The following is a 13459-nucleotide window of genomic DNA, read 5'->3' on the forward strand; positions in this document are numbered from 1 at the left end:
CCCGCGGGAGCGATTGGTGGGGGGAGAGCGGTACACCCCCTCCCCCCTCCTCTCCCCTTCTCGGCGCCCCCCCCCCCCCCCCCGGGCCCCGACCCCTCCCCCCCCCCCCCCCCCCCCCCCCCCCCCCCCGTCGCGTTCCGGGGCCGATCGGGCAGCCCGGGCGACCTGGGAACGCGTTGGGCCGGCCCGGGCTCCGGGGCCGGGGGCCGGGGCCGGGGGCCGCGCTGCGGTGCGTGTGCGGGGACTCGGCCTTATGCCCCGGAAAGCAGCCCGAACCGTGTTGCCACCTGACCGGCCAGGTCGGTGACGGGAACTCCGCCGTCGATCGTGATGGTGTCGAGCCCGTACCTGTCCGCTTGCCTGCGGACCTCCTCATCCCAGAGGGCGTCGCGTCCGAGGCGTGTGGCGAGCGTGGTTTCGAGGTCATTGCTACCCCAGTTGGCGCGCGCACGGGCCGGATCCGCGTAGCGCGCGGCGAGTGCGTTCCGTCGGAACCGGGGTGTGGGCAGGAGGAAGACGGCTTGGTCGGGCTGCCCCAGCAGCGGTCCGAGGTGAACGGGCAGGATCCCGAAGTAGTCGACCAGGATGACGCGGTCGCGGGGCATCGCGAGCAGGTCGTCGACAAGGAAGCCGGCGGTCTCTCCGTGCAGGCCCGGCATCGCCTGGAACACCTGACGGGGGGTGCGGCCCCGCCACATGTCGCCCGGGGGCGCTTCGCGCAGGGCCGACAGGCGCGGGTGGCGCTGCGGCGTGCACCGCGCCAGCCAGCCGTGTTCCGCACGGTCGCCGTCGTACACCGCGAGGTCGTGTCGGTCGGCCAGGATCCGGGCCAGCGTGCTCTTGCCGGCGCCCGTGCCGCCGGCGATCCAGCGCACGTGTGTCAGCCGGGCAGCCACTTCTCTACGCGTCCCGGTGTGCGGGAAAGGGGAGGCCATGCGAGCCATGGTCCCGGTCTCGGCCTGAAAATCGCAGTCTTGTTCTTGCATCGCGGCACGCTGATGATGGAAGAGAGGGGACTGGTCCACGCACCAAGCGATGAGCCACGGCCGTCCGATCGACAAGGAAGAGCCGAACGAGGCCACTGCCCGGAAGTTCCGTACCCAGGACGGGTCTTGTGGATCAGGCCGGGCCCCGCCCTGGCCCCTGCCCTCCGGTGGACCCCGCCCGCAGAACGCCGTCGGTCACGGCGGACACTGGGGTACGGGCCGTCCACCGGGCCGGCCCCTTCGAACGGTTGACGAGGAGCCGACGTGTCCGCCCTGCTCATCCTGAACTACGACGTCACCGACCCCGAGCGCCTGGAGGCCTACCGCCAGGGCGCCGCCGCCGTCCTGCTGGGCCCCGCGGAGCTGGTCGCCAGCACCGACCGGACGGTCCACCTGGGCGAGGGCGGTCGCCCGCCCGGCGGCAGCCACACCGTGGTGCTGCGCTTCGCCGACGCCGAACAGGCCCACGCCGCCTACGAGTCGGACGCCTACCGGGAGCTGCTGGAGGAGCGCCTGGCGGCCACCGTCCCGTTCACGGCGATGATCGTGCCCGCCCTCTGAGCCCTTACGATCCGGGCTCTCTCCGTCCGGGCCCTTTCCGTCCGGGCTACCGCGCCGGGGCTACCGCACCCGGCGGACGACGGTGAAACCGTCCCAGCCCTTGGAGCCGACCGTCTGGAGCGCCGTGGCCTCCAGGCGGTCGTCCGCGCCGACAGCGCGGGCCAGCCAGATGGTGCTGTACCGGCCAGCGTGCCGAACTCCAGCACCCGCCGGGCGCCGCTCATCCCGCACAGCAGGGCCAGCAGCTTCCCCTGGTTCGCGGTGACCTCGGCCTGCGGCATCGTCGTCGCCGCGCCGGACCGCCGGGCCCGCACCAGCGCGTCGTGCTCGGGGACGAGGGTGTCGACGAAGTAGGCGTCGACCTCACGCCAGGCCTGCTCGGATTCGTATATGCCGTCGTTCCTCCCCGGTGGTGGTCCCGGCCGCTCGGGTCAGTCGGCGAACCAGGCGAAGTCCTCGGGATGGTGCATCTGGTGCAGGCAGACCGACAGCCCGTTGCGCTTGTCGAGGTCCTCGACGGCGTCCAGCCAGGGGACGGCGGCGAGGAGTTCGACCAGGTCGTCGGTGACGGTGGCGTCGAGGAAGGCGTCGAGGTCGGCGGGTATCGGGTCGTCGGTCAGGCAGAGCCAGGCGAGGGCGGCGCTGACCCGGACCTCCGGCGGGCGGGCCTCGTCCCGCCACCAGGCGTGCATGGTCGCGGTGGTCTCTGGTTCGCGTGTCTCCCAGGCGAGTTGGCCGATGGCCAGGACGAGGGAGGCCCGCACCGCCGGGTCGTCCTCGACGGCGAGGCGCCCGTGCAGCACGGCCGCGACCACGGGCGCCGGGGGCGGGACGACCGCTGCGGCGTGGGCGACGGCGTGGCGGACCTCCGGGTCGGGGTCGTCCAGCAGGTGGAGCAGCAGGGCCGCGTCCGCGGCCACGGCCGAACGGGCCCCCTCGATCGACCAGTTGGCCAGGCTGCCGGCCGGCTCGTACCGCGGCCGGTCCGCCGGGAGGCCGACGCGCAGCAGGCCGCCACGCGTCCCGTCGCCCCAGGGCATCCGGTGCGCCACCGCTGCCGTCAGCCGCACCAGCGAAGCACGGTGCCGGGGGTGGGCGAAGGCGATGCGCAGCAGGAAGGGGACGGCCAGGGCGCCGGCCGTGGAGGTACCGCCCTGGTGGGCAAGGCTGTTCCACAGCGTGGTCAGGGCCCCCTCGGAGCCGTTCGCGTCACCGAGGCGGACGGTCTCCAGCAGGCCGGGGACGTCCTGGGCGGAGCCGTAGGCGTGGTCGAACCGGGCCCAGGGCACCGCGTCGTAACGCAGGTCGTCCTTGACGATCCGCGGTATCGCGGCCACGACCGGGCGCACGTCCTCGCGCTCGGGCAGCGTGCCCGCCCAGCCCTCCCAGCCTTCCCAGCCCTCCCAGCGCTTCGGAGCTGGTGTCGAAGCGTCGGTCTCGATCCACCCCACAGCAGTTCCCCGTCCATCACGTCCGTTGGTGCACACCCTTCCTAACACGTGCCACCGACAACCCGAGGGGCTGCCGGTGGCGGTGGCGGTGGCGGTGGCGGTGGCGGTGGCGGTGACGGTGGCGATGGCGATGGCGACGCCGGTGGCGGGGGCCCGCCACAGAGCGTCACGGGGCGTCAGGGGCGTCAGGGAGCGGAAACCGGCTCCCGCTCGGCGGCCGGGGCGGTGCGCGCCGCCGGGCTCCGGGGCGGAGCCGGGCGCAGCAGCACGGCGCAGGCGAGGGCGGCCAGCAGGGCGAGCGAGGCCGCGACGACCAGGCAGAGCCGCAGGCCGTCCAGGAAGGAGCCGCTGAGCGCCGTCAGGGCCTGGCCGGTGGCCGGACCGAGGTCCAGTCCGGCGACGGCGCCGAGGCCCTGCTGGCGGGCGACGTCGACGACGTGCCCGGCGGTCGTGGCCGGCACCCCGGCGTCCGCGAGCCGGCCGGGCAGCGCGTCCACGGCCCGGGTGGTCAGCAGGGCGCCGAGCACGGCCGGGCCGAGGGCGCCGCCGACCTGGCGGAAGGCGTTGTTGCCGGCCGCGGCCATGCCCGCCAGGTGGTGCGGGACGGCGGAGACGGCGGTGGCGGTCATCGGGGTGAGCACGGCGCCCAGGCCGAGCCCGAGCAGCAGCAGCCGCCAGGCGATCGAGCCGAAGGAGGTGTGGGCGTCGAGGTTGGTCAGCGACAGCAGCGACCCCGCCGTGACGACCAGGCCGGTAGTGATCAGGACCCGGGCGGACACCCGGTGCATCAGGCGCCCGACGGGCAGGCTGGCGGCCAGCGACGCCCCGGTCACCATGACCATCCGCAGGGCGGCCTGGAGGGTGGTCAGGTGCTGCACCAGGCCGAAGTACAGGCTGAGGACGAAGAAGAAGCCGATCAGCCCCAGGAAGCTGATCATGGCGACCAGCGAGGTGGCGGTGAAGGCCGGGCTGCGGAACAGGGCGGGGTCGATCATGGGGCTGGGGCTGCGCCGCTCCACGACGACGAAGACGACCGCGGCGAGCGCGCCGAGCACCAGGGCGGCCACCGCGGCGGGCTCGCCGAAGCCGTTCGCGCCACCCTCGATGACGCCGTAGACCACGGCGGTGACGGCCACGGCCGCGCTGATCTGGCCCGGCCAGTCGAGCCGACGGCCGTGCGGGGCGCGCGAGTCGGGCAGCAGGAGCGCGGCGACGACCAGCACGACCAGCGACACCGGGACGGGCAGCAGGAAGATCCAGCGCCAGGCGACGTGCTCCAGCAGTACGCCCGCGATCAGCGGGCCCACGGCCAGCGAGGCCAGCAGGGACATCGCCCACAGCCCGATGAACTTCCCGCGCTCCCGGTGGTCGGGCACGGCGTGGCTGATCAGCGCCAGCGTGGTGGGCAGCAGCGCGGCCGCGCCGAGGCCGGAGGCGGCCTGCCCGGCCCAGAGGACCTGGACGGAGTCGGAGCCCAGCGAGACCGCCGCGCCCACCGCGCACAGCGCCATGCCCACCTGGAACACCCGCTTGCGGCCGTGGACGTCGCCGACCACGCCGGTGGTCAGGATCAGCGCGGCCATCGGCAGCACGAACGCGTCCGACACCCAGGACAGTTGGGCGGTGGTGGCGCCGAGCGCCTGCTGGATCGCGGGCAGGCTGACCGACACGGTGGTCACGGGCAGGTAGGCGACGAAGACGCCCAGGCAGGCCATGACGAGGGTGACGCCCCGTCCGGTCCTGGGGCCGCCTGGCATCGTTGCAGAGTTCACGGAGTCTTCCTTCGGCTGCGGAGGGTGCCGTACGGGCACCGGGTGCGCTAGGTGCCCGTACGGGGCGCCTGCGGCGGTGAGAGCGCCGCCGTGTCCGGCGCGCGCCCGCTCACGGCCGGGCGCACCGGCCGGGCCGCGCGGCCCGCACCGGCCGCCGCTCGACCGCGGAGCCGCCGACCAGCTTCACCCCGGCGGGCCGAGGATCTCCGAACGATCTCGGAGGACGTTGCGAAACATCCATTCGGGTGGTGCCCGTGTGATGATTCCGCCATGCCAGACGCCCTGGACCGCAAGATCATCCACGGACTCCACTACGGTCCGCGGGTCCCCTTCCGCCGCCTCGCCGAGGTCATCGGGGTGTCCGAGCAGACCGTGGCCCGCCGCTACACCGCGCTGCGCCGCAGCGGGGTCCTGCGCGTCGTCGGCCTGAGCAGCCCGGCCGCCCACGGTCGGGCCGAGTGGATCGCGCGCCTGCGCTGCCGCCCCGACGCCGTGGGGCCGCTCGCCGAGTCCCTCGCCCGCAGGCCCGACGTCGCCTACGTGGGCATCGCCTCCGGCGGGTCGGAGATCAACTGCATCATCCGCTCACCGGCCGGTACCGGCCGCGACGACGTCCTGCTGCGGCAGCTCCCCAAGGCGGCCTCCGTCCTCGACATGAGCGTCGACCTGCTCATCCACCCCTTCGGCCCCGAGCGCGCGGCCGGCTGGACCGGTGGCGAGGGCTCCCTCACCGAGGATCAGGTCCGTCGGCTCGCCGGGGAGCGTCCCGAGCCCGTCGGCCCCCCGCTCACCCCGACCGACGAGGACCTTCCCCTGCTGGCCGCCCTGGCCGAGGACGGCCGGGCCTCCCACACCCGCCTCGCCGAGGTCACCGGCTGGTCCAAGGCGCGGGTCGCCCGCCGCCTGGAGGCCCTTGAGTCCTCCGGTTCCCTGGTGTTCGACATCGACACCCTGCCGGAGCGGCTCGGCTACGAACTCAACGCCACCCTCTGGCTCCAGGTCGACCTGTCCGGGCTGCACCGGATCGGCGAGGAGATCAGCCGACACGACGAGGTCGCCTTCGCCGCGGCCGTCAGCGGCCGGCACAACATCATGGCCGTCGTGTTCTGCAAGGACACCCCGGACTTCTACCGCTACCTGAGCAACCGCCTCGCCCGGATCGACGGCATCCGCGGCTACGAGATCAGCGTCCGCGTGCGCCGCCTCAAGCAGGCCGCCTCGCTGATCCACCACGGCCGGCTGATCCATCCGGCGCTGGGGTGACCGGTGCTCGGGTGGCCGGCGCTGGGGTGACCGGTGCTGCGGCGCCGGCCTGCCGGTGGGCGCGGCGGGCCGGGGCCGGGTGCCACTACTTCACGTAGGCGGTCCACTGCTGGTTCGGGGAGCCGATCGACAGCTCGGTGGTGACGCGCTGGTCCTGCCCGTTGGCCTGGAGGACGTAGTCCAGGTACTTCACGCTGGCGATGGCGGTGGCGTCCACGCTGGGCTCGACCATCCACCGCTGGGCGAGGTCGCTCGCATCGCAGGCCTGCTGGGTGACGGCCTTGCCGGGCCCGACGGCCGCGAGGCACTTGCCGTAGTGGGTGCCCTTGATGGTGAAGGTGCCGTTGCCGAGCGGGGTGAGGACCCAGGCCTGGTAGGTGAGGCCGGGGTCGCGGGTCCAGACGTCGCTTCCGAGGTACTCGTCCAGGTTGTTGTAGTCGCTCTGGACCTGGAGGGAAGCGGTGACCGGGACGGCAGCGGTGGCCGTGTCGCAGTTCAGGACGGCGACACCGGTGAGGGAGGCGGCCGCCGCGAGGGTGGCGACGGCCTTCTGGGTGATGCGCACTGCTTCTCCTAGCTCAAGGGGTCGGCGGGCCCGGCTGGGCCCGCCCGGCCGAGAAGCTAGGGGTGGGAGGGTGGTCGTTTGTGGACGACTCGATGGGGGTAGGCCAAGTGGTTCAGGCGTTTAGCTGGGACGGCGCAGCAGTGGCGGTCGCGAGGGTGAGGAAGGCCTGCCAGGCGGCGGGGGTGAAGCTGAGGCAGGGGCCGCTCCTGTCCTTGGAGTCCCGGACGTGGACGGCGGCGGGGGTTTCGGCGACCTCGATGCACTCGCCACCCTCGTTGCCGCTGTAGCTGCTCTTGAACCAGACCAGTTCCATGGCATCTGACGGTACGCCAACGGCCCGCCGCCGGGAAGGTGGTGGGCCGTTGAGGGGGATCGGTCAGACCTCGGTGGTGGCGGCGAACGTCACGAAGGCCTGCCAGGCAGCTGGCTCGAAGGCCAGCTGGGGGCCGCTCTTGTCCTTGGAGTCCCGGACATGGACGGTGTAAGGGGTTTCGGCGACCTCGATGCAGGCGCCACCCTCATTGCCGCTGTAGCTGCTCTTGAACCATTCCAGCTCGGTGCTCATCGTTCTCCCAGGATCTTCTCGATCAAGGCCAGGGTCTCCTCGGGGTCAAGAGCCTGCGCCCTGAGGATGTTGTAGCGGGCGTTCATGATTCGGACCTCGTCCGGATCGCTGATCAGCCTACTGCTCGTCTGTACCTCGATGTACGCGTGCTGAGGCCGTCCCTTCGGCGTGATCAAAATGAAGGGTCCGCCCATGCCGGCGTGTTCAGTTCTGTTCAGCGGGAGAACCTGAATAACCATCCCTCTCGTCCGTCCGACCTCCAGGAGGCGACGGAGTTGAGCCGCGTGCACGTCCCATCCGCCAAGGGGCCGTCGTAGCACGCTCTCGTCGATGACCCAGCTGAACATCCCCCGAGGCCAGCGGGTCAGTACCTCCTGGCGTGCCATTCGAGCTGCGACCCGCATCTCGATCACTTCTTCGGACAACGGCGGCTGCCTCATGGCGTACACGGCTCGTGCGTGGTCCTCGGTCTGGAGCAAGCCGGGGATGTCCAGGGTGGCGAGGTCGTGCATCTCGATCGAGTCGACCTCCAAGACTGCGTAGCCTCGGAACCAGGCGGGGTGCTTCACTCGCGCCTTGGCTCGGGCCTTCACCACGTCGTCCCCGGCAACGGCCAGCAAGCCGCCAGCATTGAGGACCCTGTCAACGGCGATCAGCAACTCGGGCTGTGGCGTGCGCACCCCCCGTTCGACCGATCGGATCAACTGCTCTCCGTAGCCCACGCTGTGAGCCAGCTCCTTCTGAGTCATCCCGGCTCGTTCCCGCAGGAGCTTGATCTGCTTGCCGATCGCTCGGAAGAAGTCCGAGGCTTCGGCGAGATCCTCCGGAAGCTCCGGCCGAATCTCGTCGCCCACGCCATCGTTGCGCGCCGCACTCACCGCGACCACCCCCAAACAAAAGCTGTCCGCACCTGTACAAGCACTCTCTGTGCTCGCCGGATCCATGGTCAGCGTACGTCCGCCCCGCCACGCTTTCTCCCATGACGACCCAAATCCCCCTCGACAGACCCCGCCGCCACACCACCCTCCACGCCGCCACGCCCAAGGGTGCCGCCCTGTGTCGCCGCATCGCGAGGCGTCAACTCACCTGCTGGGGGCTGAACTCGACGCACACCGACCCCTTCCACTCCGCGCTGCTGATCGTCGCGGAGCTGGCCACCAACGCCGTCCTGCACGGACGCGTTCCGGGGCGCGGGTTCGAGTTGCACCTCTCCCTCACCACCACCGCGCGCCGGGGCACCACCCTTCGCATCGAGATCAGCGACCCCAGGGGCGACAGGCCCCCCGTCCTCCCCGTCATCCCCACGCCGCACGCCCAGTCCGGCCGGGGCCTGCTCCTCATCAACGCCCTCAGCGACCGCTGGGGCACCATCCCCCGTCACCCCAACGCCAAGACCGTCTGGGCCGAACTCGACCTCACCGATGCCGATGCCGCCCCCGATGCCAACTGAACCCCGCCATAGCCGGACCTCCGGCACCTCGCGCCCGTGAACCACGAGGAGTGGGAAGTCGGCCCCACCGACTTCCCACTCCTCCCGCGCGCCAGGGCTGCTACCGCGCGGCGCGGTACGCCTCCAAGCGCTCGGCCAGTTCCTTCGGGTGGCCGAGCATCGGCATGTGGTCGCCGGGCAGCTCGTCCGGCTCGATGCCGAGCCGCTCGACCGTCACCCGCCGCATGAACTCCACCGGGAAGAAGCGGTCACCGGCGGACAGCAGGGCCTTGGTCGGCACCTGCGGCCAGGCGTCCAGCGGCCACGGTTCGCCCAACGGTGCGGCGGCCTGGGTGCGCTGATGATCCGCCATCAGCTCGGCCGCGAGGGGTGCCGGGGTGTCGTGCAGGTAGAGGGTGACCGGGTCCTCCTCGGTGCCCTCGGGAACACCCCGTCGCCGGTCGGCCTCCTGTCGGGCCGCTCCGTACCCGGTGTTGTCCCACCACGCGCCGGGCGTCTCACCGGGGGCCGGGATCTGGGCCTGGAGCATGACCAGCAGATCCACCGGGACCCGTGCGCACACCAGCGGCCCGGTGAAACCGCCGAACGAGTGCGCCACGACGACGAGTTCGGTCCGGTTGCCGATCGCCCCGACCACCGCGTCCGCGTACTCGGCGAGCCCGGCGGACTCGTCCTCGCACGGCAGGTCCGGCGCGATCACCTCGTGGCCCCGGTCGCGCAACTCGGCGGCCAGCGGCCCCCAGTACCAGGAGTCCGCCGCCGCGCCGTGGATCAGTACGTACGTCGCCACCGTGCCCAACCTCCGTCGTTCGTCGCTCCGGACATCGCCCGCCTCCGGCGGAACCTACTCCGGCGCTCCGAGGACCGGCCCGCGCCGACGCGCGTCGCAACCGTCAAGGGCCGCCCGGCGGAGCACCCGGACTGTGCCGGAACGCGATAACTGCTGCGGGGGCGGGGAGGGCGGCCGGAGGGCTACTGCCACCGTAAGACCGGCCGACGGCCACAGTCCCGGGCATGCTGTCGGCCCCGCACGGCCGCGGGCCTCGACCGCCCTCGAGGCCCGACCGGGCTCGGTGCGGGTCGTCCTCCGACAGCCCCGCGACGTTGGTGACAGCCATCGCGTTCCGGCGCCCGTTCTCATCCGGGTGCTTGGTCGCCCGGAACTTCACCACGCGATCCTGCCGGTCGAGGACCTCAAGGGGCGGGGAGGCTGGTCAGCTGGCGATCACGGCGTCCGGCCCCGGCATGACCAACGCGGTGTGCCCCTCGGGGTAGCGGACCAGGTAGGGAGGTGCGCCGTCCGCGCCGCGCACCTCGATGATCTCGGCGCTCTCGGTCTGGCCCGCGACCTTGCTCGGGAGCAGGATTGTGTCGCCGACGTTGGCCTTCATTCGATGTCCTTCCTCTTTGTCCTGGACTACGTGCCCCCCACCCTGCCCGCCCGACCCCGACGAGACGAAGCAAGATCCACATCGTTCACCCGGGCGGGTGACATCGGCCGGAAGCTCCAACAAGAAGTCCCGTCGGCTGCTTACGCCGTGCCGTCTGTCTCCTCGTCCTGACCCAGGTCCACGATCGAGGGGATGAGGAACATCCGCGTCAGATCGTGCGCAGCCCGCCGGCGGCCATCGCCGCCAGGTAGATCGCGTCCTGGTGGTGTTCCATCCGCTCGACCAGGCCCCGCGGTCCCTGCTGCGACACCCAAACTGCGCCTTCGTCCTTACCCCCCCGCGGCGGCTCCGCGCTCCATCCTCACAGGCCACCGCGCACACTCCTGGCCGGCGGGCCCGCTCAGCAAGTAGTCGGGTCGGCGTCCGGGGACGGGTCAACGGTCGGCATGCCCAACTTCCGTGGTGGTCCAGCGGCCAGTCTCGCCAGCACCAGCCGACCAGCAGGTCAGCGGCCTGCTCCCGGGCCTGCCGCAGCCGTGTGCGGCGCCATCTCACGGAAGTTGAGCCAGAACCTGACGCCGGGAGGCGCCCGTCTCCCGACCTGTTCGAGTGCGGGCCGGGGCAGCAGAGTGCCGTGGGAGTCAGGCGTACGGTGGCGGCCGTCCTGGGGGGCGGCGCATGGTGCCGGTGGGAGTGATCGTTTCCGCAGCGGGAGTGGTCCTGATGCATGACCTGGGCCACGAGGCGGCAGGTGGCTCAAGTCGTTTCGGTGGCCGGCCCGATGCAGTGCAAGGGCCGTGGCCCGGGGCCACCGGTTCCGGTCGCTGCTCAGCCCGTCCCTCCGTCCGAACCCAGGGAGATCTCCTTGCGTCTGTTCGTCATGGCCGCGCAGTTGACTGCTGCCGCCGCTCTCGCCCTGATGCCCGTGGCAGCAGGCTCCGCAGCGGCATCAGCACCTGCACCGTCCCAGGCCCCGCTGCTGAGGTCCGCGGACGCCATTCCCGGCCGGTACATCGTCACTCTCGGCAAGTCCCTCGATTCGAAGAAGCTCACCGGGCTCATGGGGCTGAGGCCGACGTTCACCTACACCTCCGCGGTCAACGGGTTCGCCGCGGCCCTTACCCCGACGCAGCTCGAAGCCGTCCGGAAGGCCCCCGGAGTGGAATCGGTGCAGGAAGACGGCTGGGCGACCGGCAGGTCCGTCTCCTCGCCCGGGAGCCTGCAGAGGTCACCGGCCCAGTCCTGGGGACTGGACCGGATCGACCAACGCTTCCTGCCGCTCGACAACGACTTCTCCGCGCGCGCCAGCGCTCAGGGCGTGACCGCCTACATCGTCGACACCGGCATCGACTTCAAGCACCCCGATTTCGGAGGCCGCGCGCGGGCGGGTTTCGACGCGATCGGTGACGGCCGCAACGGCGCGGACTGCAACGGCCACGGCACACACGTCGCCGGTACGGTCGGCGGTACAGCCTCTGGCGTCGCACGGAAGGTGAACCTGGTCAGCGTTCGGGTCCTGGACTGCGACTCACGCGGCGCCTGGTCGGGCGTCATCGCGGGCTTCGACTGGGTGGCCCGCAACGCCAAACAGCCGGCTGTCCTGAACGCTTCCCTCAGCGGCGACCGACTGGAGTCGCTCAATGCCGCCGCCACGGCCGTGTCCGACCGGGGCGTCCTGCCGATCGTCGAGGCCGGCAACGACAACAGGGACGCCTGCGGCGTCTCACCCGCCTCCGCCGCCCGGGTGTTCACGGTCGGCGCCACCAACCGCTTCGACGAGGAGACCGACTTCTCCAACTGGGGCGACTGCCTCGACCTCTACGCCCCCGGGAAGGACATCGTCTCCGCGAAGCTCGGCGGCGGCAGCATCGCACTCGACGGCACCTCGATGGCCGCAGCGCACGTCGCCGGAGTCGCCGCCCTTTACAAGTCCAAGCACCCCGACGCGCTCCCGGCCGAGGTCACCGACTTCCTGGACGACGTGTCCACCAAGGACATCGTCCGGAACCTGAGCAGCAACAGCCCGAACAAACTGCTGTTCACCAACGGCCTCTGACCAGACCACTACACCCGGTTCCAGACACCCCTTGGGGGCGCGTCCGGTGCGCGGTCGATGTGACGAGGCGTCATGGAGGTCGATCGCCACGACGTGCCGGGGGCGCCTCAGGTCAGGGTGCCCAGGGCGTGGAGGCCGGTGCGGCTGCTGCGGTAGACGGTGGAACCGGCGGCGGCCAGCGAGACACGGGTGTACCCGGTGTCGGAGCGGAGGTTGTCCGGGGCGTCCTGCCAGCGCGGGCTGCCGGTGGCGAGGTCGAAGGCGAACAGCCGGTCGTCGTTGGTGCCGACGTACGCGGTGCCGTTCGCGGCGAGCATCGAGCTCTGCCCGCGGCCCAGGCCCAACGTCACGGTGGCCGTCCAGCGCGGCTCGCCGCTCTCTGTGTCCATCCCGACCAGCTGCGTCCCGCTGAGGAAGCAGACCGTTCCGTCCGCGGCCGACAGCGGGCGGTCGCTCGCGCCGCGCTGCATGCGCTGCCAGCGCACCCGGCCGGTGGCCGCCTCCAGGGAGCAGACCCACGTGGTGGTCGCGGTCCCGCCGGGGTACGTGAGCAGAACGGCGCCCCGGTGGACGACGGGGGTGCTGTTGACGCCGGGGACGGTCTCCTGCACCCAACGCTGCTCGCCGGTGCGCGCGTCGAAGGCGCGGGCCGCTGCCCCGCCGGTGTACACGGCGTCGCCGTCCGCGGCCAGGAAGCCCCCGGCGCCCGACGTCGTGCTCCAGCGCTCCGTGCCGGTGGCCGGGTCGTAGGCGTGGAGCGCACCCCCGTGGACCGCGAACACGCCGCCGCCACCGGCGGCGAGCGGCTCCTGCCCGACGGGCAGCTCGGCCCACTCCGGCACCGGCACCTGCCAGCGGACCTCACCGGTGGCGGCGTCCAGCGCCCGCAGTCCGGTCGAGGCGGCCGTGTACACCGCGCCGTCGCCCGTCGCCGACGGACGGCCGCCCATGCCGTCGGTGTCCGGGGTGGGCGAGTCGACCACCCGGCTCCAGCGGACGGCGCCGGTGCGCGGGTCGAGTGCGTGCAGGGTGCCGTCGTACCCGGAGACGTAGAGGCCCTGCCGCGGGCCGTCGGCCAGCAGGACCCGCCCGGTCGCGGCGGTCGTGCTCCAGAGCCGGGGGCCGTGCTCGGCGTCCCGGCCCGCCCACCAGCGGGCCCCGCCCGCGACGGCCAGCGCGCCGATGCCGCCCGCGGCGCTCAACAGCAGCCGCCTGCGGTTGATCTGGTTGGCCTGGTTGGCGTGGTTGACGTGGTTGGCGTGGGGGCGGGCCGGCGGGTTCTGGGCTGCTGCTTCTGGAGTCACTCCGTACAGGACCTGGTACCCGGCCGGATGGTTCCCGTGGCCGCCCCGTGGCCGCCCCGGGTGCGCCCCGGGGGCCGTCGCCGGGTGTGCGGAGC

15 protein-coding genes are annotated in these 13459 nt (G+C 72.4%); 4 read left to right on the forward strand and 11 right to left on the reverse strand.

Annotation, left to right across the window (positions count from 1 at the left end):
• Positions 1 to 251: 251 nt before the first annotated feature.
• Positions 252 to 986 (reverse strand): hypothetical protein, encoded by a 735-nt coding sequence (locus tag ACZ4W5_RS00005; RefSeq protein WP_465651586.1) that lies wholly within the window; start codon positions 984 to 986, stop codon positions 252 to 254.
• 264 nt (positions 987 to 1250) lie between these two features.
• On the opposite strand from ACZ4W5_RS00005, the gene ACZ4W5_RS00010 reads away from it, so the two are divergent.
• Positions 1251 to 1547: a DUF1330 domain-containing protein gene (locus ACZ4W5_RS00010; RefSeq protein ID WP_360243617.1), complete on the forward strand. Its 297-nt coding sequence runs from the start codon at positions 1251 to 1253 to the stop codon at positions 1545 to 1547.
• Here ACZ4W5_RS00010 and ACZ4W5_RS00015 read toward each other — a convergent pair.
• The 3 genes from ACZ4W5_RS00015 to ACZ4W5_RS00025 form a co-directional block, all read right to left on the reverse strand.
• Positions 1475 to 1828, reverse strand: a complete 354-nt coding sequence (locus ACZ4W5_RS00015; protein WP_465651588.1) for a hypothetical protein — start codon at positions 1826 to 1828, stop codon at positions 1475 to 1477. The two genes, ACZ4W5_RS00010 and ACZ4W5_RS00015, sit on opposite strands and share 73 nt — an antisense overlap.
• Before the next feature lie 150 nt (positions 1829 to 1978).
• Complete coding sequence (locus tag ACZ4W5_RS00020) at positions 1979 to 2998, reverse strand: hypothetical protein (RefSeq protein ID WP_465651589.1); 1020 nt, start codon at positions 2996 to 2998, stop codon at positions 1979 to 1981.
• A gap of 185 nt (positions 2999 to 3183) precedes the next feature.
• A complete protein-coding gene (locus ACZ4W5_RS00025; RefSeq protein WP_465652171.1) occupies positions 3184 to 4755 on the reverse strand; it encodes an MFS transporter in 1572 nt (523 codons plus the stop codon).
• A gap of 285 nt (positions 4756 to 5040) precedes the next feature.
• On the opposite strand from ACZ4W5_RS00025, the gene ACZ4W5_RS00030 reads away from it, so the two are divergent.
• Positions 5041 to 6033, forward strand: a complete 993-nt coding sequence (locus ACZ4W5_RS00030) for an Lrp/AsnC family transcriptional regulator (RefSeq protein WP_465651591.1) — start codon at positions 5041 to 5043, stop codon at positions 6031 to 6033.
• A gap of 85 nt (positions 6034 to 6118) precedes the next feature.
• On the opposite strand, the gene ACZ4W5_RS00035 is transcribed toward ACZ4W5_RS00030, so the two are convergent.
• The 4 genes from ACZ4W5_RS00035 to ACZ4W5_RS00050 form a co-directional block, all read right to left on the reverse strand.
• On the reverse strand, positions 6119 to 6598 hold the full coding sequence (locus ACZ4W5_RS00035) for an RICIN domain-containing protein (RefSeq protein WP_465651593.1): 480 nt from the start codon (positions 6596 to 6598) through the stop codon (positions 6119 to 6121).
• A gap of 112 nt (positions 6599 to 6710) precedes the next feature.
• Complete coding sequence (locus ACZ4W5_RS00040; RefSeq protein WP_465651595.1) at positions 6711 to 6911, reverse strand: DUF397 domain-containing protein; 201 nt, start codon at positions 6909 to 6911, stop codon at positions 6711 to 6713.
• 63 nt (positions 6912 to 6974) lie between these two features.
• A complete protein-coding gene (locus ACZ4W5_RS00045) occupies positions 6975 to 7163 on the reverse strand; it encodes a DUF397 domain-containing protein (RefSeq protein ID WP_465651597.1) in 189 nt (62 codons plus the stop codon).
• Positions 7160 to 8041, reverse strand: a complete 882-nt coding sequence (locus tag ACZ4W5_RS00050) for a helix-turn-helix domain-containing protein (protein ID WP_360243596.1) — start codon at positions 8039 to 8041, stop codon at positions 7160 to 7162. Before ACZ4W5_RS00050 ends, ACZ4W5_RS00045 begins: the two co-directional genes overlap by 4 nt.
• A 101-nt stretch (positions 8042 to 8142) precedes the next feature.
• Between ACZ4W5_RS00050 and ACZ4W5_RS00055 the strand changes: the two genes are divergently transcribed.
• A complete protein-coding gene (locus ACZ4W5_RS00055) occupies positions 8143 to 8613 on the forward strand; it encodes an ATP-binding protein (protein ID WP_465651599.1) in 471 nt (156 codons plus the stop codon).
• Positions 8614 to 8713: 100 nt separating this feature from the next.
• Here the strand turns inward: ACZ4W5_RS00055 and ACZ4W5_RS00060 are convergent, their stop codons facing one another.
• On the reverse strand, positions 8714 to 9403 hold the full coding sequence (locus ACZ4W5_RS00060) for an alpha/beta fold hydrolase (protein WP_465651601.1): 690 nt from the start codon (positions 9401 to 9403) through the stop codon (positions 8714 to 8716).
• Positions 9404 to 9827: 424 nt separating this feature from the next.
• Complete coding sequence (locus tag ACZ4W5_RS00065; RefSeq protein ID WP_465651603.1) at positions 9828 to 10004, reverse strand: DUF1918 domain-containing protein; 177 nt, start codon at positions 10002 to 10004, stop codon at positions 9828 to 9830.
• Between the two features lie 880 nt (positions 10005 to 10884).
• Between ACZ4W5_RS00065 and ACZ4W5_RS00070 the strand changes: the two genes are divergently transcribed.
• The gene (locus ACZ4W5_RS00070) at positions 10885 to 12060 is read left to right on the forward strand and encodes a S8 family peptidase (protein WP_465652173.1); all 1176 of its coding nucleotides are present in this window, start codon (positions 10885 to 10887) and stop codon (positions 12058 to 12060) included.
• A gap of 107 nt (positions 12061 to 12167) precedes the next feature.
• Here the strand turns inward: ACZ4W5_RS00070 and ACZ4W5_RS00075 are convergent, their stop codons facing one another.
• The gene (locus tag ACZ4W5_RS00075; protein ID WP_465651605.1) at positions 12168 to 13364 is read right to left on the reverse strand and encodes an outer membrane protein assembly factor BamB family protein; all 1197 of its coding nucleotides are present in this window, start codon (positions 13362 to 13364) and stop codon (positions 12168 to 12170) included.
• Positions 13365 to 13459: the final 95 nt, after the last annotated feature.

The organism is Kitasatospora sp. NPDC029367 (genome assembly GCF_055569135.1).

Excerpts from the sequence above, each read along its gene's own strand:
- ACZ4W5_RS00070 (WP_465652173.1), top strand. The coding sequence starts at position 10,885 with ATGGCCGCGCAGTTGACTGCTGCCGCCGCTCTCGCCCTGATGCCCGTG.
- ACZ4W5_RS00045 (WP_465651597.1), bottom strand. The coding sequence starts at position 7,163 with ATGAGCACCGAGCTGGAATGGTTCAAGAGCAGCTACAGCGGCAATGAG.
- ACZ4W5_RS00055 (WP_465651599.1), top strand. The coding sequence starts at position 8,143 with ATGACGACCCAAATCCCCCTCGACAGACCCCGCCGCCACACCACCCTC.
- ACZ4W5_RS00005 (WP_465651586.1), bottom strand. The coding sequence starts at position 986 with ATGCAAGAACAAGACTGCGATTTTCAGGCCGAGACCGGGACCATGGCT.
- ACZ4W5_RS00065 (WP_465651603.1), bottom strand. The coding sequence starts at position 10,004 with ATGAAGGCCAACGTCGGCGACACAATCCTGCTCCCGAGCAAGGTCGCG.
- ACZ4W5_RS00030 (WP_465651591.1), top strand. The coding sequence starts at position 5,041 with ATGCCAGACGCCCTGGACCGCAAGATCATCCACGGACTCCACTACGGT.
- ACZ4W5_RS00025 (WP_465652171.1), bottom strand. The coding sequence starts at position 4,755 with ATGCCAGGCGGCCCCAGGACCGGACGGGGCGTCACCCTCGTCATGGCC.
- ACZ4W5_RS00040 (WP_465651595.1), bottom strand. The coding sequence starts at position 6,911 with ATGGAACTGGTCTGGTTCAAGAGCAGCTACAGCGGCAACGAGGGTGGC.
- ACZ4W5_RS00015 (WP_465651588.1), bottom strand. The coding sequence starts at position 1,828 with ATGCCGCAGGCCGAGGTCACCGCGAACCAGGGGAAGCTGCTGGCCCTG.